This is a genomic window from Thioalkalivibrio sp. ALR17-21 (assembly GCF_000420185.1).
Lineage (GTDB): Bacteria > Pseudomonadota > Gammaproteobacteria > Ectothiorhodospirales > Ectothiorhodospiraceae > Thioalkalivibrio > Thioalkalivibrio halophilus.
Genome location: NZ_ATUL01000010.1, coordinates 1 through 24,953 on the forward strand (window position 1 = coordinate 1; position 24,953 = coordinate 24,953).

Below are 24,953 nucleotides of genomic sequence, written 5' to 3' on the forward strand. Positions count from 1 at the left end.
ACCGGACCTCGGCGCTGCGCGCCCCGCGATGACGGAACCCGTCCAGCCCCCGTCGTTGCGAGGAGCCGAAGGCGACGCGGCAACCTCCGGACCGGGATCCGGCGCGGGCGGCTCGCGCAGGGGGGCTGCGCTCCTACAAGCCCGCCCGTGGGAGGCCAGCCCTCTGGCCGATTCAGGCGTCGGCCAGCGCGCGCTCGATCACGTCACGCAGGTCGCGCGAGATTTCGAGGGCGGCAAGGCGCTCGAGTTCCGCGCGCATCTGCTCGCCGCGCGCCGGATCCACCTTGCGCCAGCGGGTCAGCGGCTGCACCAGACGCGCGGCGGTCTGCGGGTTCATCCTGTCCAGCTTCTCCACGAAGCCGGCAATGCGATGGTAGCCCTCGCCGTCGGCCTGGTGGAAATGGCGTTCGTTGCGGGCCATGAACGGGCCCAGCACCGCGCGCACGCGGTTGGGGTTGGACCAGCGGAACCCGGGATGCTGCAGCAGGTACTCCAGGCGGTCGAAACCGCCCGGCACCTGGCTGGCCGCCTGCAGGCCGAAGTACTTGTCCAGCACCAGCGGATCGTCATGGTAGCGCCGCTCGAAGTCGGCCAGCAGCAGGGCCCGGGCCTCGTGGTTCAGGTCGTTGATGGCGTTCAACGCCCCCATGCGCATGGTCTGGCTGCAGGCCTTGCGGTACTGCTCCAGCACCTCGGGCACCGCGGATTCGTCACCGGCCGCCACCCGCAATGCCAGCAGGCGGTTGCGCAGGCGCCTCTGCCCCATGGCATCGGCGGTGAATGCGCCGTTGTCGATATCGTCCAGCTTCGGCTGGCGCTCGCGCAGCCGGTCCGCCAGCGGGGCGTACAGCCGCGCCTCCAGGGCATCACGCTCGGCCCGCAGGCGCACCGGGTCCACGCAGTCGAACAGCTCCGCCAGCTCGCGCGGCGGCGGCAGCTGAAGGATCGTGGCCAGCAGCACGGGCTCGATCGCCGGATCCTCCAGCAGGGCCGCCAGGGCGTGCTGGATTTCCGCCTCCAGCACCGAGTCGGCGGCGTCGTCCTCGATGCGCGCCCGGATCGCGCGCCGCATCAGGGTCTGCGCCGCTTCCCAGCGACTGAAGGCATCGTCGTCATGGGCCAGCAGGTGGGCAAGGGTCGTCGCGCTCTGGTTGGCCTCCAGGATCACCGGCGCGGAGAAACCGCGCAGCCAGGACACGGCCCGCGGGGTCGCCGAGAGTTCGTCGAAATGGAAACTGCGCTCGGAGCGGTCGAGCTCCAGCACCCATTCATCCTGCTCCGGGCCGCCCTCCAGGCGCCCGCGGATGCGCCGCCCGTCGTCATCCAGCATCGCCACCCGTACCGGGATGACCACCGGCTCCTTGTGTTCCTGGCCCGGCGTCGGCGGGGTGTACTGCCCCAGGCTGATGCGGAACTCGCCGGTGGAGCCATCCTGCGCGGTGGCGGCGGTCACGTGCGGGGTGCCGGCCTGGGTGTACCAGCGCTTGAATGCCGTCAGGTCGCGCCCGCTGACCTCGGCCATCACGGCCACGAAGTCGTCGGTGGTCACCGCCTGGCCATCGAAGCGCTCGAAGTAGACATCCAGCCCGCGGCGGAAGGTCTCGCGCCCGATCAGGGTGCGCAGCATGCGGATCAGCTCCGCGCCCTTCTCGTACACCGTCAGGGTGTAGAAATTGTTGATCTCGGCGTAATGATCCGGGCGCACCGGGTGCGCCAGCGGACCGGCGTCCTCGGGGAACTGATGGGCGCGCAGCAGCGAGACATCGTCGATGCGCTTGACCCCGTACAGCGTGCAGTCGGTGGTGAACTCCTGGTCGCGGAAGACCGTGAGCCCTTCCTTCAGCGACAGCTGGAACCAGTCGCGGCAGGTCACGCGGTTGCCGGACCAGTTGTGGAAGTACTCGTGGGCGATCACCGACTCGATGGCGACGAAGTCGTCGTCGGTGGCGGTGTCGGGGCTGGCCAGCACGTACTTGGCGTTGAACAGGTTCAGCCCCTTGTTCTCCATCGCCCCCATGTTGAAGTCGTCCACCGCGACGATCATGTACACGTCCAGATCGTATTCGCGGCCGAAGGCCTCCTCGTCATAGCGCATCGCGCGCTTCAGCGAGGCCAGCGCGTGATCGCAGCGATCGGCGTTGTGCGCCTCCACATACAGCTCCAGCGCCACCTCGCGCCCGGACATGGTGGTGAAGGTGTCGCGCTGGCAGGCCAGATCCCCCGCGACCAGTGCAAACAGGTACGACGGCTTCAGGAACGGATCCTCCCACACCGCATAGTGGCGCCCGCCGTCCAGCTCGCCGGCCTCCACGCGGTTGCCGTTGGCCAGCAACACCGGGTACTGCGCCCGGTCCGCCTCCATGCGCACGCGGTAGGTGGTCAGCACATCCGGACGATCGGGGAAGAACGTGATGCGGCGAAAGCCCTCCGGCTCGCACTGGGTGCAGAGGTTCCCGCTGGAGGCATACAGCCCTTCCAGCGCGGTGTTCTGCTCCGGGTGGCAGCGGCTGACGATCTCCAGCCGCGCCGCTTCCGGCAGGCCGTGCAACAGCAGGCCGTCGGCGTCTTCTTCCAGCATGCCCTCGCCCGGCTCCGCGCCATCCACCGTCAGCGACACCAGCTCCACGCCGTCGCCGTACAAGCGTAGCGGCGCCCCCGGCTCCGCCGCCTGCGGGTTGCGGCGCACCGCCATGCGCGTCGTCACCTCGGTGGTCGCCGCGGCCAGATCGAAATCCAGTTCCAGGTCCTCCACCTCGAACGCCGGCGACTGGTACTCGCTCAGATAGACCGGCTGGGGGTTCGCATCACGCATTCCAGACTCCAGATCAAAAACATTGCCAAAGGTTTAAGGAAACACTGAGGAATATACACGTTCGCGCTCGAGTCGCTTTTGCGTACGAACAAGGCGCGGCGACCGCCGTGCAGTCATTCTGCACAAGGGAGTCGCAACGCCGTGCGCGCGCAAAAGCGGCCGAGCCCCTTCGGGGTTGGCGCCCCGGGTTCCCCGATCCAGCGTTGCGTCGCTTGCGGGTAGAACCACTACCCGTTGCACGACGCGCCTTGTCTCGGAAAACCCGGGGTGCCAACGCGAACGTGTATATTCCTCAGTGTTTCCTTAACACGCCGCCGCTGCCCCGGCCCAAACCCGGACGCCGGCGCCGTCATTGCAACGCCGGGGCTCCTCACAGAGATCGCCACGTCGCTGCGCTCCTCGCCATGACAGTGTTTCTTCCCCCCGTCATTGCGAAGCCCGACTGTATCCCCCGTCATTGCGCCCCACTCCCCGTCATTGCGAGGAGCGCAGCGACGAAGCAATCTGCCGGCCCGAAACCACCGGAGCCCTCGAATCCACCGCACTGCCAGCCGCAGGAGATTGCTTCACCGCCTTCGGCGCCTCGCAATGACGCAGCCGGGGAACTGGCACTGTGCGTCCAATCCGTTAGCATACCGCGCATGGAATGGATCGATATCTGCTTCAACCTTACCCACGAATCCTTCAACAAGGAACGCGACGAGGTTCTCGAGCGCGCGCGCGAGGCCGGCGTGTCCTGGATGCTGATCACCGGCGCCGACGCCCACCAGAGCGAGAAGTGCCTGAAGATCGCCGACCAGTACCCGGACTGTTGCCGCGCCACCCTGGGCGTGCATCCACATCTCGCCAAACAGTGGACCGACGCGATCGCCGCGCGGTTCAGTGACCTCGCCCGCGCGGACGACAACGTCGTCGCGATGGGCGAGATGGGGCTGGACTACAACCGCGACCACTCGCCGCGCCCGCAGCAGCGCATCGCCTTCGAGGCCCAGCTGGAGCTGGCCGCCGATCTCGGCCTGCCGGTGTTCCTGCACGAACGCGACGCCCACCACGACTTCGCGCAGATCCTGCGCCGCTGGCGCGACAAGGTACCGGCCGCCGTGGTGCACTGCTTTACCGGCGAGGCCGACGCCCTGGCCGAATACCTCGACCTCGACTGCCACATCGGCATCACCGGCTGGGTCTGCGACGAGCGCCGCGGCAAACACCTGCACCCGCTGGTGCCGACCATCCCGCGCGGTCGCCTGATGATCGAGACCGACGCCCCCTACCTGCTGCCGCGCACCCTGCCCAAGGGCACCGGCAAGAAGATCGGCAACGGCCGGCGCAACGAACCCGCCTTCCTCCCTCACATCGGCGAATACGTGGCCCAACTGCGCGACGAAACCCCGGAAGACCTCGCCGCCCACACCACCGCCACCGCCCGCACCTTCTACAACTTGCCGCCCGCCACCGTCGAGTGATGCTCCGGTGAAAATGTCCAGCCACCTTGCCACCAACAGGAAGAACGAACAGACAAGGGCTATAAAAGGCCAAACCCTCAAGGAAGAGGAGCCAACATGAGCCAGGAAGACGAAACCCCGATCGTCATCTACGAGAATGCCAACCATACCGTGGAAGTCCGGCTGGACACCGGGCGCGATACGGTTTGGTTGACGCAGCGGCAAATGGCCGAGCTCTTCGACACCTCAACCGACAACGTCGGTCTGCATCTCAAGAACATCTACAAAGACGACGAACTCGATGAACCGTCAACTACCGAGGATTCCTCGGTACTTCGACAGGAAGGCGCTCGCCAGGTCTCACGACGCATCAAGCTGTACTTCGTGATCAAGAACCACCCGTTCTCCGACGGCAACAAGCGCAGCGCCGCCTACCTGTTCGTCGACTTCCTGCATCGCAATCACCGTCTCATCAGCCCAGCCGGCGAGCCCGTGATCAACGATGTAGGCCTGGCCGCCCTGACCCTGCTGGTGGCGGAATCCGACCCCGACAACAAGGAAACGATGATCCGCCTGATCATGAACATGCTCGCGCACGAGACCGAAACCGCATGACTCACGTCGCTACGCCTGCCGTGCCAACCTTGAGCAACAAGACTCACCCATGACCTTCTATGTCTGAGCACACTCCCCACCAAAGTGACTCGCGGGTCGCGCTGATCACCGGCGCGGCGCGCGGGATCGGCCTCGGCATAGCCGAGCGCCTGGTGCGGGATGGCTGGCAGGTGGTGCTGGCCGATATCAATGGCCCCGAATGCGAACAGGCCGCCGCGCGTCTGGGCCCCGCCGCCCGGGCAATCGCGCTGGATGTCCGTGAGGAGGAACAGGTCCGCGAGGCCATTCGGCATACGGAGGAATGGCACGGCGGCCTCGATGCGCTGGTCAACAATGCCGGCATCAGCGACCCGCACTCCGGACCACTGGAAGAACTGGAGCTGGCCGACTGGAAGCGCTGGCTGGATACCAACCTCACCGGCGCCTTCCTGCTCGGCAAGCACGCCCTGCCCCTGTTGCGCCGCAGACGGGGCGCCATCGTGAACATCAGCTCGACTCGCGCCCTGCAGTCGGAGCCGCACACCGAGGCCTACGCCGCCAGCAAGGGCGGGCTGGACGCCTTCACCCACGCCCTGGCCATCAGCGCCGGGCCGGACGTCCGCGTCAACGCCATCCGCCCCGGCTGGATCGACGCCCGCAGCCCCGACCAGCAACAGGCCGAGCCCCTGTCCGCACAGGACCACGCCCAGCACCCGGCCGGGCGCGTCGGCCAGCCCGCCGACATCGCCGCCCTCACCGCCTTCCTGCTCGGCCCCGACGCCGGCTTCGTCACCGGCCAGACCTGGACCGTCGACGGCGGCATGACCCGCCGCATGATCTATACCGAATGAGCCGATCCATGAACGGGAAAGGCCGGCCCAAAAGCGGAAACGAAAACGCCCCGGAACGACCAGAGTTCCAGGGCGTTGATGTCCTCCCTGTGAATCAGCCGGGAGGCGATCGCGTCAGTCGAAGGTACGCGAGCGGAGGATCTCCGGGCGCAGGAAGTCCTTCTCGCCGGTGTTGTCGTGATCGCCCAGCAAGTGCCCGTCCACCTCGCGCACGGTCCCGTAGGCCGTGTGGCCGTGAAAGTTGGCGTACTTTTCGCGGGTCTCGTGGACATCGCCGGTGTAGCGTGGGTCCTGCGGGCGTTCGTGACTGTTCATGTAGAACGCCACATCCCAGGCCTCCTGGTCGCTGAGCGAATTCGGCTGGCCCAGCGGCATGTTGTGCTTGATGAAGGCCGTCGAGGTATTGATCCGCGACATTCCGGCACCCCAGTTATAGGAGCCGTCGCCCCACAACGGCGGGAACACCACCTGGCCGTCCTGCTTCAACCCCTGACCGTCCTCGGCGTGGCAGACCGCACAGTTCTGGGCATAGACCTCCTTGCCGCGTGCAAAGGAAGGCTCCTGTTCCGGCTCGTCCACCGATCCGTAGCCGCGGCCGTAGATCTCTTCATCCGGGTACATCGGCGCGCCCTTGGCCATCCATTGCAGGTACGCCGTGATCGCCAGCATGGTGTCGCTGCCGTACTCCGGCGGCTGGCCATTCATCGAAAAACTGAAGCAACCGGCGATGCGTTCCTCGAGGCTGTTCACCTGCCGGTTCTTGCCGCGGTAGTCCGGCAGCGTGATGGCGGCCGGCCACAGGGCGGCACTGAACGGCTGCCGCCCGGCGTCCATGTGGCAGCTGGCGCAGTTCATGTCGTTGAATACGTGCTGGCCGCGCAGTTGCTGGGTATCGACAAAGAGGTCGTGCCCGCGCCGAATCACGTCCTGCAACTCCGGATGCAGACGGGACTCTTCCAGGTCCTTCAGGGTCGGCGGGATGTGGACAAGCTGGTGTTCTTCCGGCTCGGCGTAGCCCAGGGCGAACAGGGGCTTGTACTCGTCCCAGGCGGCGGTCGCGGCACCCGCCATCAGAACAACCGCCCCGGTACCCAGGGCGAGCTTGCGAATGGTCATGTCCGTACTCCCTTATTCCGACGTTACGCGCTGACGGGCCAGCCAGGCGGAAACCGCACGGACGTCCTCGTCGCTCATGCGCCTGGCAATGGCCGCCATCAGGCCCTGCGGGTCGTTGGCCCGCTCGCCTTCCTGCCAATGATGCAGCTGGTCGGCAATGTAACCGGCGTGCTGGCTCGCGATTCCCGGGAACACCTCACCAGCCCCGGCGTTGCCCGGCCCGTGACAGCTCTGGCAGCTGACGATGTACTGGTTCCAGTCCCCGCGCAGCGCCAGCTCCTCGCCACGCGCCAGGGTGGCGTCATCGACGTCGTCGCCGCCCTGTGCCTCGGTCACCGGGAGCCGGGCGTAATACGCAGCCACATCGGCAATGCCCTGGTCATCCAGCAGGTTGGCGAACGGGGCCATGGTGCTGCTGTCGCGGCGACCTTCCTGGTAGTCCTTCAGTTGCCGCGCGATGTAGCCCTCCGGCAGGCCCGCGAGACGCGGCCAGGATTCCCCACCGGGGACGTTCTGCCCGGAACCGTCCGCCTGGTGGCAGGACACGCAGGTCTGCGTCAGGCCTTCCCCGCGCTGCGGATCACCCTCGAGCCCGTCTACTGCCTGTGCCGTCGAAGCGCCCATCCCGAAACCGAGAATGAGGGCCAGACCTCCGGCAAGCTGCTGGTTCGTCATGTCACGTTGTCCCTGGTCATGATTCTGATGGGTGCTACCGCATCCAATGCCGCCCTGCGAGCCTACCGAACAAGCGGACAATGATATAAGTATAGACAAACACGCTGAAAAAACAGGGTCCGGACAGGCTGCCCCGGGGCTGGAGAGTGGAAGTGGGCGTGTCGGGGCTCGGCGGACTTCAGCCGCCGGCGGGCTGGTAGCCGAGCAGGCGCTGCTGCACCACATCGGCGACGACCCGCAGGGCGGCGTCGCGGGTGTCGTGGACCTGCACGGTGGCGCATACGGCGGGGTCGAGGGGCTCGCCGAGGGCGACCTCGGGTTCGACCTCAGGCATGTGCGCGGGGCACCCGTCGAGCCAGGCGGGGTGGTATTCGCAGCCCGGTTCGGCGGGGAACAGCGCGGCGTAGGCGATCCGCGCCTCCACCAGGTCCTGGAAGAAGTGACTGCCGAACGAGAGGTCGGGGACGATGCCGGCATCGGAGTCGGCCACCTCCACCAGCATGCGCACGCGGTCGATGTCGGCGAAGCGCACGGGTACGCCCAGTTCGGGGGTGCTGGTGCCCCAGCGGCCGGGGCCGATGAGGAGCGTGGCGCAGTCTTCGGGACGGGCGTACTGACGGTTGAGCGCACCGACCAGGCGGGCCACGGCGTATTTCTGCGGGCGGGAAAGCACCGCGTAGCGTGCGCCGTCCACGCGGATGACGCGCCCTATGGCGAGGTCCAGATTGCCACCCATGAAGCGGCCCTGGCTGGCGAACAGCAGTCGTTGCGGATCGACCTGCCCGGGCAGTTCCACCGGCCGGTCGCTGCCCAGGGTGGCGAGCGGCCGGCACTGCACCAGGTTCACGCCGGCGTTGCCTTCGGCGTCGAGGTGCACGGTGAACTCGACGTCCACCGGGTGGGCATAGGCGGCCTCCAGGGTCTTGAGCAGGTCGCGCATCAGCGGGGCGAAGCCGGTGCGCTGCAGCAGCGGGGTGAAGGTGACCCGCCACAGGCGCTCCTCGCGCCCCTGCTCGCGGGCGCGGCGGCCGGCCTCGCGGTCGATCTCGCCGAGCAGGTTCAGCGGCAAGTCCGGTGCGGTCTCGGCCAGTTGCTGGACGGGCACGGCGGCCTCGCGGTTGGCCTCGATGTCGAGCACGTCGGCGGCGTGCTGCGAGTAGCCGTACAACTCGTCCCGGCTGTGAAACGGCCGCCGCTCGGGCCGGTCCAGCGCCACCACGCAGGCATGATCGCGCGCGACCCGGTCCACCGCGCGGGTACCCAGCCCCAGCACCAGGCGCAGCATCCCGGCGGACGGATCCAGCGCGCCGTCCCAGACGAAGGTGTTCCAGGAGACCCCGACCCCGGCGGCCTCCGGCAAGTAGTAGCGCCCGTGGTAGCGGCCGTTGACCCGCTGCAGCAGCAGCGCCATGGGTTCTTCCTGATCCATCAGGCCGCGCTGGTGGCGGTAGCTCAGCGCGTCGTGGCTCATGGTCGAGGCATAGACCCGGCGGATGGCGTCCTCGAGCTGCGCCAGGCGCTCGCCGGGGCTGCCCTGGTTCACGCAGAACACGCTCTCGTACTTGCCGGCAAAGGCGTTGCCGAAGCCGTCTTCCAGCAGGCTGCTGGAGCGCACCAGGATCGGGTACTGCCCGTAGTGGTCGAGCACCCGTTCGAGCTCGCGGCGCACCTCCGGCGGGATCTCGCCGTGCAGCATGTCGTCGCGCAGGCCGTGCGCCTCGTCGAAGTAGCCTTCCGCGGTGCGCTGGTGCATCAGGCGCGGCCACCAGCCGTTGTGCACCAGATAGGCGTAGTACACGTCCGCGCCGATAAAATACGAGTCGTGGGGCTCCAGCGCCCGCCCCCAGCGCTGCGGGTCCTGCGCGAGCAGGATGCACCGCGCCAGCAACATGCCCGCGGCCTTGCCGCCAATGTAGCCGCTGCCGACCATACGGCTGCGGATCGCCAGCAGTTCCTCCAGCCCGAGATGGCGCCGCGCCAGTTCCAGCATGCGCTCGTCGCGCCCGATGAGCACCCGCAGGATCTCGTCCTGCACCCGGGCGCGGTCGGCCGCCGGCGTCCCCTCCGCCAGCGCGTCGGAGGCGGCGAGGAACAGGCGGTCCCAGTAGTCCAGCAGTTGCCGGCCGTACTGCTGCCCGGGGCGCTGCTCCTCCAGCAGGGCCTGCAGCCGCGTGGCCTCGCTGCTGTCCACCACCGGCTCGAACTGCGGGCCGCGCTGGCGGTGCGGCAGGAACATGGTCGGCGAGCTGCGCTGCCACACCTTGACCGGCTGCACGTGCACCGCGTCGCCGGCGCGGCGCACGTCGATCAGCACCTGCGTGGTCTCGCGGATGCGCGACAGCGTGGTGTGCGAATGGCTGTGCGGATGCAGCGCGAACCAGGCCACCGTATCCATCTCGTACAGATACGGGCAGATGGCGCGGAAGAAATTGCCCACCATGTGGTCGGTGGCCCAGGCATCCAGCAGATCCGACAGACAGTCGCACAGATAGAACGCGCCGCGGCCGTACTCGGTGACCAGGCGGAAGACGTGGCGGGTGAACGGCTCGAAGCCGCGCAGGGCGTCGATAGCCACCACTTCGATCCCCGGACCGGTCTCCACCAACGGCGGGTGGGAGCCAAAGCGCAGATAGATGATGGAGCGGTGCTGGGCGCGGGCGGCGGCCACGAACGGTTCGACGAAGCGGCGGTAGTCCTCGATGTCGTCGACCCGCCAGACCACGTTGTCGCCGATGCGCAGTCCGTCGAGCACCCGGTCCAGGTCTTCCAGCCCGGTGGAGACGGCTTCCTGCTGCGCCTGCGGATCGGTGATCATGGTGCGCCCGTGCGGCTCGGGGGAAACCGGGTCAATGTACACGTTCGCCCTGCCCCGGCACCACGATGATACCCGCCAGCCCGGACTTGCCGTACGATGGTGGATCCGCTGCGACGCCAGAAGACAGGAGATCGACGATGAAGACTTCGGTAATCCTCACGCTGATCGGCCCGGATCGTCCGGGTCTGGTCAGCAAGGTGGCGGCCCGTGCGCGCGAGGCCGGCGGCAACTGGCTGGAGAGCCGCATGGCGCAGCTGGCCGGTCAGTTCGCGGGGGTGGTGATGCTGGAGGCCGACACCGCAGGCGTCGACGCCCTGGAGACCGCGATGCGGGAGCTGGAAGGCGAGGGGCTGCAGATCCACATCCAGCGGGGCGACGACCTGCCGGTGCCGGAGCCGGTCCCCGCGCAGCACAAGGTGCTGCTGGACCTGATGGGGCACGACCGGCCCGGTATCGTGCAGGACATCACCGCCGTGCTGTCGCGTCACGGCGTGGGCGTGGAGAACCTGGACACGGCCGTCGAACCGGGGTCGATGACCGGCGAGCCGATGTTCCGCGCCCGCGCCCGGATCGGGGTGCCGGAGGGCGTGGACCTGGACACCCTGCAGGATGATCTGGAGGCGCTGGCCAACGAGCTGATGGTCGATCTCGACCTCCACGATCCGCAGTCCGAAGCGCCGGAGAAGGCCTGACGCGGCGGCTCCTGCCGGCTCAGACCACCAGCCAGTAGCCGATGTAGACCAGCACCAGCAGGTACACCCCGCGCGGCAGCCATTCGGCCACGATCTCGCGACGCAGGGCGAGATGCCCGTCCAGCTCGCGGGCGCGGTACTGCAGCACCGAGGGCAGACGACCGGCCGCCTCGCCGGAGGACAGCAGCCCGGGTTCGCGGTCGGGGTCCAGCAGGGCCTCGCGCCGCAGCGCCTCCACCACCGGCAGTCCCTCCGCGCAGGCCGTAGCCGCCGTGTTCAGCCGCCGCCGGAGCTCGCCGGTTTCCGCCGCGGCCAGGCCCTGCAGGGCCTGATCCGCCGATACCCCGGCGGCCAGCACCAAACCCAGATCCTGCAACAGCGCCTGCCGCCGGCCGGCCCCGGGCAGGCGCCCGGGCCGCAGCCGCCAGCGCTGCCACACCTGCAGTAGCGGACGCCAGAAACGAAACGCGGCCCAGACCAGCAACCCGGTCACCACCAGCGGCTGAAGCACGGCGAACAGGTAGCCGGGGCCATCCAGCACGCCCCGGAACAGCGCCGGCAGGGGCGCGAGCACCAGCGCCACCACCCAGAGCAGCGCCGGCAGCAGCAATCCGGTGCGGATCCGTCGCTCGATGTTCTCCTCGCGATGCAGCCGCTCGGCCAGCAGTCGCAGGGCGCGATCCAGCCGCCCGGCCAGCTTCAGGGACTTCAGCAACGGCCGCTCTTCGGGGCGGATCCAGCCGGCCGTCTCCAGCGCGCGCACCGGATCGGCGCGGCCGGCGGGCAGACCCACCACCCCGCTGGCCCGCTGCCAGTCGACACCCGCTTCCAGCAGGGTCGCCAGCTCGTCGAGGTGCTGCACGCGTTTCATTTCAGCGACGAGGCGAACCGGTCGGGGCAGGGAATCGGGGTTACACCCGCCCCCGCGTTCCGCATCACTGGCATCATCAATGGCTCCCGGCCCATGAACGAGCCGATCAGTATAACCCTCCACAGCGCTGCGTCATCCCGTTGTCCGGAAGGCGGGCAACGCCCGCCCCACAGCGACGGATCTGGACATTGATGCACACCCCGGCAGACTGGTGGGTCGTTTCCGACATAACGTCCCCGAACAGGAGTCTCCCATGAGCATGCAGGAACAGATCACCGCCAAGCTGGAGGCGGAGTTCGAACCGGTGCATCTGGCCGTGGAGAACGAGAGCCACATGCACAACGTGCCCCCGGGCTCGGAGTCGCATTTCAAGGTCACCATCGTCTCCGAGGCCTTCCGTGACCAGAAGCTGGTGGCGCGCCACCGCATGGTCAACCGCACCCTGGCCGACGAACTCGCCGGCGGGATTCACGCGCTGGCGTTGCATACCCTGGACCCGGACCAGTGGTTCGAACGCGCCGGCCAGGTCCCCGACTCGCCGCCCTGCGAAGGCGGTGACGGCGGCGCGAAGGCCTGATGTCCATCACCGAGATCCTGCGTGCCCGCCACGACGGGCCGGGGCTGATGGACCTGCTGGGACGTATCGAGGCGTCCCTCAATCCGGACGCGCCGGCACATGCCGGTGCCCTGGCCGGCATCGACCCGGCCCTGGGCCCGGATACCCACGTGGTGCTGTGGCTGATCGACGGCTTCGCCGAGGATTACCGCCGGCACACCCCGCTGATGCAGGCCGACCACCACGCCACGCTGGAGACGGTGTTCCCCAGCACCACGGCCACCGCGATCACCAGCATCCTCACCGGCCGGCATCCGGCGCACCACGGGCTGCTCGGCTGGAACACCCGGCTGGCCGAACCGGCGCGCACCCTGACGGTGCTGATGGCGGAGGAACGCGGCGCCGACGACCAGCCCGCGCGGCTGGACCATCGCGAACTCGCCGCCCGGGTGCAGCCGGACCGGATCATTGACCGCCTCGGATGCCCCAGCACCTTCATCGGCCCGAAGTGGATCGGCCACGCACCCTACAACCGGATGATGAGCGAGGGCGCGGGCTTCGTGGGGTTCGACGGCATCAGCGACCTGCCGGCGCGTGTCGCCGCCCACGTGCGCGCGCACCCGGGGCCGCATTTCACCTACGTGTACTGGTCGGAACTCGACCACCTGGGCCACGAGTACGGTCCCGGCAGCCCCGAGGTGGAACGCCATTTGAAGCAGCTGGATCTCGCCTATACCGCAACCTGCGCCCAGCTCGCCGGCGAGGATGCGGTGCTGCTGACCACCGCCGACCACGGCATGCGCCCGGTGGAGCGCCGTCTGGACCTGCGCGAGGCCCCGGATGTGCAGGACTGCCTGCGGCACCGCCTGACCGGCGAACCGCGCGCCGCGCTGGCCCACGTGCGCGAGGGCCGCGAGGCCAGGTTCGAGGCCGCCGTCGCGCAGGCCTTCGGCGACGATATCGCCCTGCTACCACGCGAGGCCTGGATGGCCAGTGACACGCCCGCCCCCACTCTGGGCCCGGGGCCGGAGCATCCGGAGCTGCACGCCCGCGCCGGCGATTACCTCCTCCTGCCCGCGGCCGATGCCTACCTGGTGGACCCGCCAGCCGATGACGAAGGCCCGTTCTTCCGCGGCGCACACGGCGGACTCTCGCCCGAGGAACGCCGCATTCCGCTGTTCCTTCGGTCGCTGGCCAATTCCCGGTAAACTGGGGCGCGGACCCGCGGAGATGATCTCCCGGGGCCCCAACGCCAACGCGAGCCCGATACGAGATGAACGAGACCGACAGCCCCGAAGAGAGCTACAACAACGCCGCGCGCCGCCTGATCGACCTGGCCAACCGCCTTGCCGAGGACGGTGACGCGGTGGACACCGGCGATGTCGCCGACGGTCTGCTGGCCGGCGCGGTGCACTTCTGGCTCTACAGCCGCCAGCCCTGCGGCGACGTGCGCTGCGAGGAATGCTCGCCGTTCTCCGATGCCGAGAGCCGCCTGGCCATGCTGCACGAGCTGGTCGACGAACTGGCCCGCGACAGCGAGTACTTCCACGCCAGCACCGACACCACCGTCGGCCACGCCTAGGGAAACACTGATCAATGTACACGCTCGCGCTCGAGTCGCTTTTGCGTGCGAACAAGGCGCGGTGACTGCCGTGCAGTCACTCTGCACAAGGGAACCGCAACGCCGTGTGCGCGCCTGGCTTTGATAACAACGGGCGGCCGAGCCCCTGCTTTCAATGGCTCGTGGGGTTGGTACATTGATCAGTGTTTCCCTTGGTGCGATGATCCCGCTGGTCGCGGGAGACCGGGCCTCAGTCCCGGACCAGGCCGTCGAAGCCGTCCTGCGCCAGCTTGCGTTCGGCCAGACGCACCGCGGCGACCAGCGCGCGTTCCGGCGGTTCCCCGGAGGCGATGGCATCGATCAGCCCGGCGTTGAAGGCATCGCCGGCGCCCACGCTGTCGATCACCGTGAGGCCCGGCGTCGGCGCGCAGTGCTCCACGCGGCCGCGGAACCCGATCCAGGCACCGGCGGGGCCGCCGGTGACGGTGATGATGGCCTCCGGGTGTTCCTCCATCAGGGCCCGCAGGGCCGCCTCGCAGGTCGCCGCCGTGTCTCCCCCGGCACCGGTGCGCTCCGCCCGCGCCCGCGCCCAGTCGCGCGAGACCATCAGGATGTCGGCGAACGGGATGCAGGCCTCCAGCCCGTCGCGGGGCTTCTCCAGCTCCAGCGAGACCGGGGCGTCGTACACGCAGTCGCGCACGGTGGCCAGCACCCGGGCCAGGACCTCCGGGTTGCGGCCCTCGAAATGCAGCCAGTCGTATTCCTCCCAGGCGACGCCGTTCAGATCCTCCACCGCCAGTTCCGGGAGATCCCGGTGATGCACGATGGTGCGCGAACCGGTGTCGCGGGCGCGCAGGATGTGCGAGGTCGGCGTCGCCCCCGGCCGGCGGACCAGATGGCGGTCGTGGATCCTGCGCTCGCGCAGACGCCGGATCAGGTCGTCACCGGCAGCCCCCTCCGCCACCACCGCGGCCAATTCCGGCCGGTGCCCGAACTGCGCCAGCAGCGCGGCAGTGTTCGCGGCGTTGCCACCGGGCCGGGTGCGGCTGGCGTCCGCGCGCACCTCGGCGTCCTCGGCGGGATAGGTGTCGACATCCAGCACGTGATCGAGGGTGACGATGCCGGTCATCAGTATGCGCGCCATGGGCGGGGCTCCGGTCGGATGATTCAGGGAAACGAAACCGCAGGGGCGCCATTGTGACGTTCCGCCCGCCCGGCGACCAGCGCCGCCCCCGGATTCCCGTATCCCCAACGGTGCGGATACTGGCAGAATTCGCCGCGCGGACCGGGGACTGAAAGAATCCGGCGCAAGGAGCCCGCCCTCGCGTTCGCGGAGCGTTCGTGATCATCTGGACAAAGGACAGGACGGCCATGGCGAAATTTTCCTCCCCCGAAGCCGCCGAAGAGGCATTCTACGGCGCGTTCGAAGCCGGTGATCCGGAAGCCATGCGTGCGGTCTGGCAGGGCACGCCCGACTGCGTCTGCATCCACCCCGGCGGCGAGCGCCTGCAGGGGATCGAACTGGTCATGGACAGCTGGGACGACATTCTCGCGAGCATGGAAGACACCGTAATCCGACGCTCCGGCCTTACCGTGCTCGGCGGCAGCGACCTGGTCACCCACGTGCTGCACGAGCACCTGTACATGGGTGGAGAGCTCCGGGGCGTGATCCTGGCCACCAATGCCTACCGCTTCAACGGTCTGAGCTGGCACATGGTGCTGCACCACGCCAGCCCCGATCCAACCACCCGCTCGCGCTGGAACCGCCGGAGCGTGCACTGATGGCCGGCGATGCCGTCGAGGCCTGCATGGACGCCTACTACCGGGCATTCCGCGAGGCGGACATCGAACGCATGATGGACCTGTGGGCCGACCGCCCCGATATCGTGTGCATCCATCCGGGCAGCCCCCGGGCACACCGCGGCACCGCCGAAGTGATGGAAAGCTGGCTGCTGGTGTTCTCGCGCGAACTCAACATCGGCATCGAGCCGCGCATCGTCGGCCGTTTCGAGACCGACACCAGCCTTGGCATGGTGATCGAAGAAGCCATCACCCGGCCGGGCGACGTGGCACCCACCGGCACCATCCTGATCAGCCAGACCTGGCGGCGCGTCGACGGCGGCTGGCGGCTGGCGTTTCACCACGCGTCTCACGGGCGCCGGGCGGAGCCCAGCCCGGAAGGGATGTTCGTCCCCGACAGCGGCAGCCAGACCCGGCACTGATCACCGCGCGGGCTACTCCGACCCCGCGCGCGGCTGGCACAGGTCCGGGCGCTTCATCTGCAGCGCCGAGCACACCCCGTTGACCGCGTCCCGCACCCGGCGCCCGCGGCCCTCCAGGACCATGTCCGCAACCTGCTGGTACAGCGGGTCCCGCCGCTCGAACAGCGCCTGCAGTCGGGCCCGGGGATCCTCCGACTGGGTCAGAAGAGGCCGGTTGCGGCTGCGCCGGGTCCGGCGGAACTGCTCTTCCACCGGCACCCGCAGATAGATCACGAAGGCGTCTTTCAGCCGTTCCCGGTTCTCCGGCCGCTCCACGATCCCGCCCCCGGTCGCCAGGATGATCCCGTCCTTCTCCAGCAGCGAATCCAGTACCGCGGTCTCGCGCTGGCGGAAACCCTCCTCGCCTTCATACTCGAAGATGGTCGGGATATCCACGCCGGTACGCTTGCGGATCTCGTCATCGGTGTCATGGAACGCCCGGCGCAAAAGTCCCGCCAGTCCCCGCCCGATCGTGCTCTTGCCGGCCCCCATCGGGCCCACCAGGACAATATTCTGCATGCGGGCAGGCTACCGGGACTCCCGAGCAAAAAAAACCCGGGATCCGTGGATCCCGGGTTCGCTGTCACCCACCGGCGGGCCGCCAGGGCCCGGGCGGGTTCAGTCCAGCACGCGGGGTGTGACGAAGATCAGCAGCTCCGCCTTCTGCTCGGAACTCGCCCGGTTACGGAAGAAGTTGCCGAGGAACGGGATGTCCGCCAGGAACGGGACTTCGCGGACCTGTTCGCTGCTGTCGATCTCGTAGACGCCACCCAGGACCACCGTTTCACCGTCACCCACGAACACCTGGGTCTCCACGGCGCGGCGATTGATGGTGACGTCGTCGAAGACCACGTCGCCCGGTTCATCCTTGGTCACGCGGATGTCCATGATCACGTTGCCGTTCGGCGTGATCTGCGGCGTCACCTCGGTGGAGAGGTAGGCTTCGACCAGCTCGGTATTCGGGTTGCCCGCCTCGTCCTGCACGATGATCGGGATGTCCTGGCCCTGTTCGATCACGGCCGGCTGACCATTGGTCGTCACCACTCGCGGCGAGGAGATGATCTCGCCGCGACCCTCGGCCTGCAGCGCCGACAACTCCAGGTCCAGCAGCAGACCACGACGCAGGATACTGAACCCGAACTCGCCCGCATTGGCCGCGTCGGCCGGGAGGGAAGAGCCGAGGCGATTGTCCAGGTCCGCGTCGTCCGGGGTGCCGCCTCGCGCCTGATCTGCGCCCGTATGCGAGCCCGTACCGGCCGCCGAGGTATCACCGCGAGTCCGCGTGCCGGTCACCCCGAAACGCGCCCCGAGGTCGCGATTGAAGCTGTCTTCCGCGATCACGATGCGGGTCTCCACCAGCACCTGCTGCACCTGCACGTCCAGGTTCCGCACCAGCTCGCGGATATCCTCGATCCGGCGCTGGGTATCCTGGACCAGCAGCGTGTTGGTCCGGCTGTCGACCGTCATGCTGCCGCGTTCGGAGAGGAAGCGGTCTTCCTCGCCCCGGATCAGCTCGGCGATCTGGCCCGCCTGGGCAAAGTTGATCTGCACGAACTCGGTGCGCAGCGGTTCCAGTTCCTGGCGGTCGCGTTCGGCCTCCATCCGCTGCCGCTCACGGGCGGCGATCTGCTCGGCGGGCCCCACGAACAGCACGTTGCCCTCCATGCGCTTGTCCAGGCCGCGGGACTGCATGATGATGTCCAGCGCCTGATCCCAGGGCACGTTGTTCAGCCGCAGGGTGATGTTGCCGTCGACGTCGTCGCTGACGACGATGTTCAGGTCGGTAAAGTCGGCCAGCAGCTGCAGCACCGAGCGGACCTCGATGTCCTGGAAGTTCAGCGACAGGCGCTCGCCGGTAAACTCGCGCTCTTCCTGTTCACGCGCCTGAAGCTCCGCTTCGGTGATCGGCGCCACCTCCAGCACGTACTGCCGGTCGCTCTGGTAGGAGACGACCTCGTACTCGCCCTCGGTGGCCACTTCCATGCGGACCCGGTCGCCATCGGCGACCGTGTCGATGGTTTGCACCGGGGTGGCGAAGTCGACCACGTTCAGCCGCCGCTCCATCGACTCGTCGATGGCGGCCCGATCGAATTCGATTTCGATACGGCCGGCCTGTTCACGCACATCGATGGCACCACCACTGCGTGACAGCCCCACCTCGACACGACCCTCGCCCTGGTCGCCACGACGGAAATCGATGTCGGTGAGCTCAACCGGCCGCGCGGAACGGGTCGTCCGCGGCTCGGGTTCGCCGACGCGCTCGGCCACGGCCTCGTCCTGCGCGTCGGCTTCAGTCACGCCGCGCCCGAGGGTCACGATGAAGTTGTTGCCATCCACCCGCGTCTGATATTCGGAGGGCTGCGTCAGTCCGAGCACCACCCGGGTTCGATCGCCCGATTCCACCGCGGTGGCCTCCAGCAGGGGCCCCACGTTGAATTCCTTGCGACGGTCACTCATCACGCTGCCGGCATCCGGCAGGTCAAAAGCGATCCGCGGCGGCGAATCAATCGCGAAGGCGCGGATGTCCGCGGGCGGGGTGTCCGAAAACTGCAGGTTCACCTGCACCCGGTCACCGCCAATGCTGGCAGCCCGGATATCCTCCAGTTCCTGGGCGGAAACGCCCTGGGACGCCATGAACAGCAGGCCCGCCATCGCGGAGCCCGCCAGTGCGCGCATGGAAGATCCCATGTTCAGCCCCCTGTTGCTGTTGCCGGCATTGTGCCGATATGTCATTTCCATGTTTGTCTCTCCCGGGATCCTACCGATCTTCGGCCCGCTGCAAGGCGATGGAATTGTCGCGCTCGATGTGCCCGCCGAAGGCATCCGGAACCACTTCCACCAGCTCGATGCGGGTGGGCGTGATTTCGACGATCTGACCGTGGTTCTGGCCCATCCAGTTGCCCACCGTGACCTGCTGCACCGAACGGTCCGGAGTCCGTACCAGGGCATAGCGCATGTTGTCGCGCTCCAGGGTGCCGACCATGGACAGCGAATCCAGCGGGTAGCTTTCCAGGTATTCCCGCGGCCGGTCCGGGTCGATTTCGGCATCGCCCGGCTCGCCCTCGTCCTCCGCGATCTGAGGCTGTTCGATCACGCTGGAGTCAAACGGTGAACGGGTATGCCCCGGATACAGGTAGGGCTCATGGGGCTCGAGCGTCGGGATCGGTTCAATGCCCGAACCCGGCCGTTCGTGGACCTCGGCGATATAGTTGTGCAGGTCACTCTTGTCCTGGGCGCAGCCACCCAGCAGGCCCGCGCCCAGCACGGCGACCGCCAGGATCCGTACCCGGGGGCTGACGGAGATCCGACTCATCAGTTGTCCTCCAGATAGCGGTAGGTTCGCGCCTCGGCGTTCATGACCAGATCAAAGTCCGAGTCACCCGCGCGGCGGATGCGCATGTCGTGCATGGTGACCACGCGGGGCATCGAGGAGACGCCACTGACGAATTCGGCCAGTTCCTCGTAGTCGCCCCGCAGCCGCAGCCGGATCGGCACCTCGGCATAGAAATCCCGCTCGCGGTGGGAACGCGGCTCGAACAGCTCGATTTCCAGGCCGGTCTGCAGCGCTGTCTGCGACACATCCACCAGCAGGCTGGGGATTTCCGCGCTGGTCGGCAGCAGCTCCAGCAGCTCCACGAACATGTCTTCCATTTCCGCGAGCTGTTCGCGGTAATCGTCGAGGTTGGCCGCACGCTGCTGCTTATCCTCGAACTCGTCACGCAGCTGCTGTTCCTCGCGCTCCGCCCGTTCCAGATCGCTGAGCTGGTCGTCGATCACGAAATAGTAGGTGAGGCCCAGGATCACGGCGATGATCACCAGAAGGATCACCCCCTTGACGATCCAGGGTGCCTCGCCAATGTTGTTGAAATCGATCTCGTTGAGGTTTTTCAGGTCCATTGGGCAGTCTCCCTACTCGCCATTGTCCGGCCGGGTCTGCCGTGCGTCGAGGCGGAAATCCCTCACCTGGATACGGCCTTCCTCGCGGGTTTCGATGATCTGCAGGTTGGAGCTGCCCAGCCACGGGGAGTTATCCAGATTGCGCATCATCGCGGAGATGCGGGTGTTGGATTCCGACAGGCCGCGAATCTGAATACGCGATCCGTCCTGAGTGATCTCGTTGACGTAGGTGCCGTCCGGCAGGGTCACCACCATCTGGTCGAACAGGTGGACGGCCTCCGGGCGCTGCGCCTGCAGCGTCTGGATGACGTCCATCCGCGCGACGAGGTCCTCGCGTTTCTCTTCGAGTTCCTCGATCTCGGCGATCTTGCGGTCGAGCTCGCGGATTTCTTCTTCGAGCACCTGATTGCGATCTTCCTGATGGTCGATCAGGGATTCCATGTAGGTATAACCGCCGAACGCAAGCACCACACCCACCGCTGCGGCCACGCCGACCGAGACGAAGAATTGCTTGCGCCGCTGTTCGCGAGCACGTTCGCGCCAGGGAAGCAGATTGACATAGATCATGATGTTTGCCCCCGCAGTGCCAGGCCGCAGGCCGTCAGCAGGGCCGGCGCATCATTGGTGAAACGTTGCTGGTTGATGCGACGGGAGAGCGCCATCCCGCGGAAGGGGTTGGCTACCGAAACGGGCGTGGAGGTCACTTCCTCCAGCATTTCGTCCACTCCGGGAATGGCGGCACAGCCGCCGCCCAGCAGCACGTGATCGATGGTGTCCTGGGGCCGGGTCACATAGAAGTACTGCAGCAGCCGCTGGATCTGATCCATCATCGTCTGCTTGAACGGCTCCAGGACCTCGCTGACGTAATCCGCGGGAAGGTCGCCGCTCATCTTCGCCGATCCGGCTTCCTGGTAGCTCATGTTGTAGCGCCGCATGATCTCTTCGGTGAGCATCCGGCCACCGAAATTCTGCTCGCGCGTGTACACGACACCTTCGGTCTGAGAGACGACATAGACCGCCGTCACCGACGAGCCGACGTCCACGATGGCGACCATCGGCTTGTTCTCCCGGTCGGGGATATGCTCCATCAGGCGTTCGGAGGCATGTTCGATGGCATAGGCCTCGACGTCGACCAGCTCCACCGAGAGCTTCGCCGCCTCGGCGATGGCGATACGTGATTCCACGTTTTCGCGACGCGAGGCCACGACGAGGACATCCTGCATCTGAGGGTTCTTTTCGTTGGGCCCCAGGACCTGGAAGTCGAGGTTGACCTCTTCCAGGGTGTACGGGATGTACTGGTCCGCCTCGACGAACACCTGACCTTCCAGTTCCGAGTCGCTGAGGCTGGCGGACAGCTGGATGGTCTTGGTGATGACGGCCGAGGACGGTACGGTCATCGCGCATTGTTTAAGACGGGAACCGGAGCGTTTGACTGCACGTCCAAGCGCTGCACCGACCGCTTCGGTGTCCTGGCAGACCTTGTCGACCATGACACCGTCCGGCAGCGGCTCGACGGCGAATGCCTCGACCCGATATCCCTTTCCGTGTCGACCAAGCTCGAGGACCTTGACGGCCGCCGAACTGACATCAACGCCCAGCAGTGCGGGCCTGGATTTTCCGAGATTCAGCACACGTCCCCCTGTATACCCCGATGATTGCAGCTGGTAGCGTTACAATCTCGAATGCTAGCAACGATTAATATACATGACGTTTTCGGGGTTGCAAATCCTTCTGAAGGCAATCCCTCACCTTCCCCCCACAAAATTTAGAGTCATGCACCGGATTGTGAAGTCTGTCACCGCTCTGGCGGCCATAACCCTGACCCTCATGATCGCCGGCTCGGCGGCGCTGCTCGGGCTGTACGCCTATTACGCCCCGACACTACCCGAACCGGAAGCCGTACGCGAGGTGCGGTTGCAGACGCCGCTGCAGATCCGGGCGGCGGATGGCAGCCTGATGGGGGAGTTCGCGGAAGAAAGGCGCATTCCGGTGGAGATCGAGGATGTTCCCGAGCCCGTGGTCCAGGCCTTTCTGGCTGCCGAGGACGAGCGGTTCTTCCGCCACCCGGGGATCGATGTCTTCGGTCTGGCGCGTGCCGCGGTCAATCTGGTGAGCACCGGGGAACGAACCCAGGGGGGCAGCACCATCACCATGCAGCTTGCCCGCAACATCTTCCTCACCCGGGACCGCACCTACGAGCGCAAGCTGCGGGAAATCTTTCTGGCCATCCGGCTGGAACGGGAACTCAGCAAGGACGAGATCCTGGAACTCTATCTGAACAAAATCTACCTCGGGCAGCGCGCCTACGGCGTGGAAGCGGCGTCACGGGTGTATTTCGGCCGCTCGCTGGACGAGCTGGAACTCGACGAGATCGCCATTCTGGCGGCCCTTCCCAAGGCACCGTCCACCACCAACCCGGTGACCAGTCCGGAGCGTGCGCGCATCCGCCGTGACTACGTCCTCGGCCGGATGCTGGACACCGGCGCCATCACCGCCGAGGAGCACGCGGCGGCCGTGGAGCGGCCGGTCATGTCGGAACGGCACACCGCACAGACCGAGATCGACGCTCACTGGGTGGCGGAGGATGCCCGCCGGATCGTCGTCAACCTGTGGGGAGAGGACGCTTATCGGCGCGGGCTGCAGGTGCACACCACGATTGACCCCGACTATCAGGAGGCCGCCAATCAGGCATTGCGCGCCGGCCTCCTGAAATATGACGAACGTCACGGTTTTCGAGGTCCGGAAACGCAGCTGTCCGACGAAGAGATGGCCACGGCCGACGCCCGCGAACGCGCCCTGAGAAACCTGGGCATACACGGACGCCTTCTCTATCCGGCCGCGGTGCTGGAGACCGGCGACGACGGCTCCCTGCGGGTCGACGGCGGCCGCATCGGGGAGGTCGAACTGACAGCCGAGGGTCTGGCATGGGCGGATTCACCGGACCTCCGGCGCGGGGACGTCATCCGGATCCGGGCGGATGAAGAATCCGGGTGGCGACTGGCACAGAAACCCGAAGTGACCGGATCGCTGATCGCCCAGTCGCCGGACGACGGCGCCATTCTGGCCCTGGCCGGTGGCTTCGACTTTTTCGACAACCATTACAACCGGGCCGTGCAGGCACAGCGCCAGCCCGGTTCGGCCTTCAAGCCGCTGGTGTATGCCCTGGCGCTGCGCGAGGGCTACCGGCCACGCAGCACGCTGGTGGACGCCCCGATGGTGTTTGATGACCCGGCCCTGGGGGCGGAATGGCGTCCGCAGAACTATTCGCGCCAGTTCCAGGGCGACACGCCGATGCAGAGCGCGCTGGCGCATTCGCGCAATCTGGCTTCGATCCGCCTGCTCGACACGATCGGCGTTGAGAACGTGCACGATCAGCTGGGACGGTTCGGGCTGGACCCGGAGCGCCAGCCGCGCAACCTTTCCATGGTGCTGGGCACCGGTTCACTCACGCCTCTGCAGCTCAACACGGCCTACGGCGTGTTCGCCAGCGGCGGGCGACTGCACAGTCCCTGGATCATCTCGCGGATCGAAACCGTGGATGGCGAGCTGCTCTATCAGGCACCCGCTCCCCGCAGCTGTGAACCGCCCTGCGACAATCCGCCCGGGCAGGACCTGACGCTGTCCACCGGCGAGACGGTTCTGCAGCAACGCGACCCGGTGCCGGTCCTGGAGCCCGGCGTCGCCTGGCAGATGAGCCGCATGCTGAAACACGTAGTGGACGCCGGCACCGGACGGCGGGCGCAGGAACTGGGCCGTTCGGACCTGGCGGGAAAGACCGGCACCACCAACGACTATCGCGACGCATGGTTCGCCGGATTCAGCGGCGAGCTGGTTGCGACGTCGTGGATCGGATACGACGACAACCGGGAACTGGGCCGCCGCGAAAGCGGGGGCCGTGCCGCCCTGCCGATCTGGGTCCGCTTCATGGGGAGCGCCCTGGCGGACACCGAAGAAAGCCTTCCGGAACGGCCGGACGACCTGGTACGGGTGGGCATCCTGCCCGACGGCGGGCGCGCCCCCGACGCCGGTGACAGCCGCGCAACCACCGAATGGCTGCTCCCGCAGCAAATTCCCGAGCGTTCGCGCAGCATTCCGGGGGACGACCGCAACGGTCGCGACCAGCAACCCGAATCGGTATTTTGACGATGAGCAGCAACGGCTCCCGACTGCGTCATGAACTCGCCCAGGAAGCCGGGCGAATCCTGCTCGACGAGGGCATCCGCGATTTCGGCCTGGCCAAGCGCAAGGCCGCGGAACACCTGGGGGTGGACGCACGCCACGACATGCCGGCCAACATCGAAATCCAGGATGCCGCACTGGAACGCAGCCGGCTGTTCGCGACCGACGAGAGCCGCCAGGCGTATCGCGACCGCCTTGCGGCGGCACTGCAGGTGATGCAGCGCCTGTCGCATCTGGAGCCGCGCCTGGTCGGACCGCTGCTCACGGGGATGATCGAACGCTTCCCGGTGATCAATCTGCACGGATTCGCCGAGACCGTGGAAGAGGTGCTGATCGATCTGGCCGACCGCGGTATCCACTGCGAAACCGGCGAGCGCCGCTACCGCAGCCGGCAGGGCCGCGAGCAGCGCGTGCCCTTCATCGCCTTCCGCGGGCCGGACGACACCGAGGTCGAACTGACGATCTTTCCGCTGGACGGGATCCGCCAGGCGCCACCCTCGCCGGTGGACGGCAAACCCATGGCCCGGGCCGGGGCCGGAGAAGTGGAACGCCTCCTGACGGAGGGTCGCGAGGCGGAACGCCTCTGATGCGCCCGCACCCCTCCCGGAGCGGGAGAGGTGATTCGGTGCCG

Annotated in this window: 23 protein-coding genes; 11 read left to right on the forward strand and 12 right to left on the reverse strand. The window is 67.4% G+C overall.

Annotated features, from left to right (window positions below; genetic code table 11):
- Window positions 1-172 precede the first annotated feature (172 nt).
- Window positions 173-2,812, reverse strand: a complete 2,640-nt coding sequence (pepN, locus tag G020_RS0106930) for an aminopeptidase N (RefSeq protein WP_024329080.1) — start codon at window positions 2,810-2,812, stop codon at window positions 173-175.
- Between the two features lie 641 nt (window positions 2,813-3,453).
- Between pepN and G020_RS0106935 the strand changes: the two genes are divergently transcribed.
- The 3 genes from G020_RS0106935 to G020_RS0106945 all read left to right on the forward strand — a co-directional run bounded on the left by G020_RS0106935 (window position 3,454) and on the right by G020_RS0106945 (window position 5,699).
- Window positions 3,454-4,275, forward strand: coding sequence for a TatD family hydrolase (locus G020_RS0106935; protein ID WP_024329081.1), 822 nt, complete (start codon window positions 3,454-3,456; stop codon window positions 4,273-4,275).
- A gap of 96 nt (window positions 4,276-4,371) precedes the next feature.
- Window positions 4,372-4,869 (forward strand): Fic family protein, encoded by a 498-nt coding sequence (locus tag G020_RS0106940; protein ID WP_018946805.1) that lies wholly within the window; start codon window positions 4,372-4,374, stop codon window positions 4,867-4,869.
- Window positions 4,870-4,928: 59 nt separating this feature from the next.
- Window positions 4,929-5,699 (forward strand): SDR family oxidoreductase, encoded by a 771-nt coding sequence (locus G020_RS0106945; RefSeq protein ID WP_024329082.1) that lies wholly within the window; start codon window positions 4,929-4,931, stop codon window positions 5,697-5,699.
- A 114-nt stretch (window positions 5,700-5,813) separates the two neighbouring features.
- Here the strand turns inward: G020_RS0106945 and G020_RS0106950 are convergent, their stop codons facing one another.
- The 3 genes from G020_RS0106950 to G020_RS0106960 form a co-directional block, all read right to left on the reverse strand.
- Entirely contained in the window at window positions 5,814-6,815 is a 1,002-nt protein-coding gene (locus G020_RS0106950; RefSeq protein ID WP_024329083.1) for a c-type cytochrome, read from the reverse strand.
- A 12-nt stretch (window positions 6,816-6,827) separates the two neighbouring features.
- Window positions 6,828-7,490, reverse strand: a complete 663-nt coding sequence (locus tag G020_RS0106955) for a cytochrome c (protein WP_024329084.1) — start codon at window positions 7,488-7,490, stop codon at window positions 6,828-6,830.
- Window positions 7,491-7,668: 178 nt separating this feature from the next.
- Window positions 7,669-10,305, reverse strand: coding sequence for a PEP/pyruvate-binding domain-containing protein (locus G020_RS0106960; protein ID WP_024329085.1), 2,637 nt, complete (start codon window positions 10,303-10,305; stop codon window positions 7,669-7,671).
- 137 nt (window positions 10,306-10,442) lie between these two features.
- On the opposite strand from G020_RS0106960, the gene G020_RS0106965 reads away from it, so the two are divergent.
- On the forward strand, window positions 10,443-10,997 hold the full coding sequence (locus G020_RS0106965) for a glycine cleavage system protein R (protein WP_018946802.1): 555 nt from the start codon (window positions 10,443-10,445) through the stop codon (window positions 10,995-10,997).
- Window positions 10,998-11,016: 19 nt separating this feature from the next.
- Here G020_RS0106965 and G020_RS0106970 read toward each other — a convergent pair whose 3' ends face one another.
- Window positions 11,017-11,868 (reverse strand): type II secretion system F family protein, encoded by an 852-nt coding sequence (locus G020_RS0106970; protein ID WP_024329086.1) that lies wholly within the window; start codon window positions 11,866-11,868, stop codon window positions 11,017-11,019.
- A gap of 253 nt (window positions 11,869-12,121) precedes the next feature.
- On the opposite strand from G020_RS0106970, the gene G020_RS0106975 reads away from it, so the two are divergent.
- The 3 genes from G020_RS0106975 (at window position 12,122) to G020_RS0106985 (ending at window position 14,006) form a co-directional block, all read left to right on the forward strand.
- Window positions 12,122-12,445 (forward strand): BolA family transcriptional regulator, encoded by a 324-nt coding sequence (locus G020_RS0106975; RefSeq protein WP_019021745.1) that lies wholly within the window; start codon window positions 12,122-12,124, stop codon window positions 12,443-12,445.
- On the forward strand, window positions 12,445-13,632 hold the full coding sequence (locus G020_RS0106980; protein ID WP_024329087.1) for an alkaline phosphatase family protein: 1,188 nt from the start codon (window positions 12,445-12,447) through the stop codon (window positions 13,630-13,632). The genes G020_RS0106975 and G020_RS0106980 overlap by 1 nt, the downstream gene beginning before the upstream one ends.
- A gap of 65 nt (window positions 13,633-13,697) precedes the next feature.
- Window positions 13,698-14,006, forward strand: a complete 309-nt coding sequence (locus tag G020_RS0106985) for a hypothetical protein (RefSeq protein ID WP_018870983.1) — start codon at window positions 13,698-13,700, stop codon at window positions 14,004-14,006.
- A 229-nt stretch (window positions 14,007-14,235) separates the two neighbouring features.
- On the opposite strand, the gene G020_RS0106990 is transcribed toward G020_RS0106985, so the two are convergent.
- Window positions 14,236-15,129: a PfkB family carbohydrate kinase gene (locus G020_RS0106990; protein WP_024329088.1), complete on the reverse strand. Its 894-nt coding sequence runs from the start codon at window positions 15,127-15,129 to the stop codon at window positions 14,236-14,238.
- A 227-nt stretch (window positions 15,130-15,356) separates the two neighbouring features.
- Here G020_RS0106990 and G020_RS0106995 point away from each other — a divergent pair, with 227 nt between their 5' ends.
- Entirely contained in the window at window positions 15,357-15,767 is a 411-nt protein-coding gene (locus G020_RS0106995; protein ID WP_024329089.1) for a nuclear transport factor 2 family protein, read from the forward strand.
- Window positions 15,767-16,207 (forward strand): nuclear transport factor 2 family protein, encoded by a 441-nt coding sequence (locus G020_RS0107000; protein ID WP_024329090.1) that lies wholly within the window; start codon window positions 15,767-15,769, stop codon window positions 16,205-16,207. The genes G020_RS0106995 and G020_RS0107000 overlap by 1 nt, the downstream gene beginning before the upstream one ends.
- 12 nt (window positions 16,208-16,219) lie before the next feature.
- Here the strand turns inward: G020_RS0107000 and G020_RS0107005 are convergent, their stop codons facing one another.
- The 6 genes from G020_RS0107005 to G020_RS0107030 form a co-directional block, all read right to left on the reverse strand.
- Window positions 16,220-16,765: a shikimate kinase gene (locus tag G020_RS0107005; protein WP_024329091.1), complete on the reverse strand. Its 546-nt coding sequence runs from the start codon at window positions 16,763-16,765 to the stop codon at window positions 16,220-16,222.
- Window positions 16,766-16,864: 99 nt separating this feature from the next.
- Window positions 16,865-18,985 (reverse strand): type IV pilus secretin PilQ, encoded by a 2,121-nt coding sequence (gene pilQ, locus G020_RS0107010; RefSeq protein WP_024329092.1) that lies wholly within the window; start codon window positions 18,983-18,985, stop codon window positions 16,865-16,867.
- A gap of 19 nt (window positions 18,986-19,004) precedes the next feature.
- Window positions 19,005-19,559 carry a pilus assembly protein PilP gene (locus tag G020_RS0107015; protein WP_018870990.1) on the reverse strand — a complete coding sequence of 185 codons (555 nt, stop codon included), beginning with the start codon at window positions 19,557-19,559 and terminating at the stop codon, window positions 19,005-19,007.
- Window positions 19,559-20,143, reverse strand: a complete 585-nt coding sequence (locus G020_RS0107020; protein ID WP_024329093.1) for a type 4a pilus biogenesis protein PilO — start codon at window positions 20,141-20,143, stop codon at window positions 19,559-19,561. The genes G020_RS0107015 and G020_RS0107020 overlap by 1 nt, the downstream gene beginning before the upstream one ends.
- Window positions 20,144-20,155: 12 nt before the next feature.
- Window positions 20,156-20,710, reverse strand: a complete 555-nt coding sequence (locus G020_RS0107025) for a PilN domain-containing protein (protein ID WP_024329094.1) — start codon at window positions 20,708-20,710, stop codon at window positions 20,156-20,158.
- A complete protein-coding gene (locus G020_RS0107030) occupies window positions 20,707-21,774 on the reverse strand; it encodes a pilus assembly protein PilM (RefSeq protein ID WP_024329095.1) in 1,068 nt (355 codons plus the stop codon). Before G020_RS0107030 ends, G020_RS0107025 begins: the two co-directional genes overlap by 4 nt.
- A gap of 142 nt (window positions 21,775-21,916) precedes the next feature.
- Between G020_RS0107030 and G020_RS0107035 the strand changes: the two genes are divergently transcribed.
- Both G020_RS0107035 and G020_RS0107040 read left to right on the forward strand, forming a co-directional pair.
- Window positions 21,917-24,286: a penicillin-binding protein 1A gene (locus G020_RS0107035; RefSeq protein ID WP_024329096.1), complete on the forward strand. Its 2,370-nt coding sequence runs from the start codon at window positions 21,917-21,919 to the stop codon at window positions 24,284-24,286.
- A gap of 2 nt (window positions 24,287-24,288) precedes the next feature.
- On the forward strand, window positions 24,289-24,909 hold the full coding sequence (locus G020_RS0107040) for a hypothetical protein (protein WP_024329097.1): 621 nt from the start codon (window positions 24,289-24,291) through the stop codon (window positions 24,907-24,909).
- Window positions 24,910-24,953 lie beyond the last annotated feature (44 nt).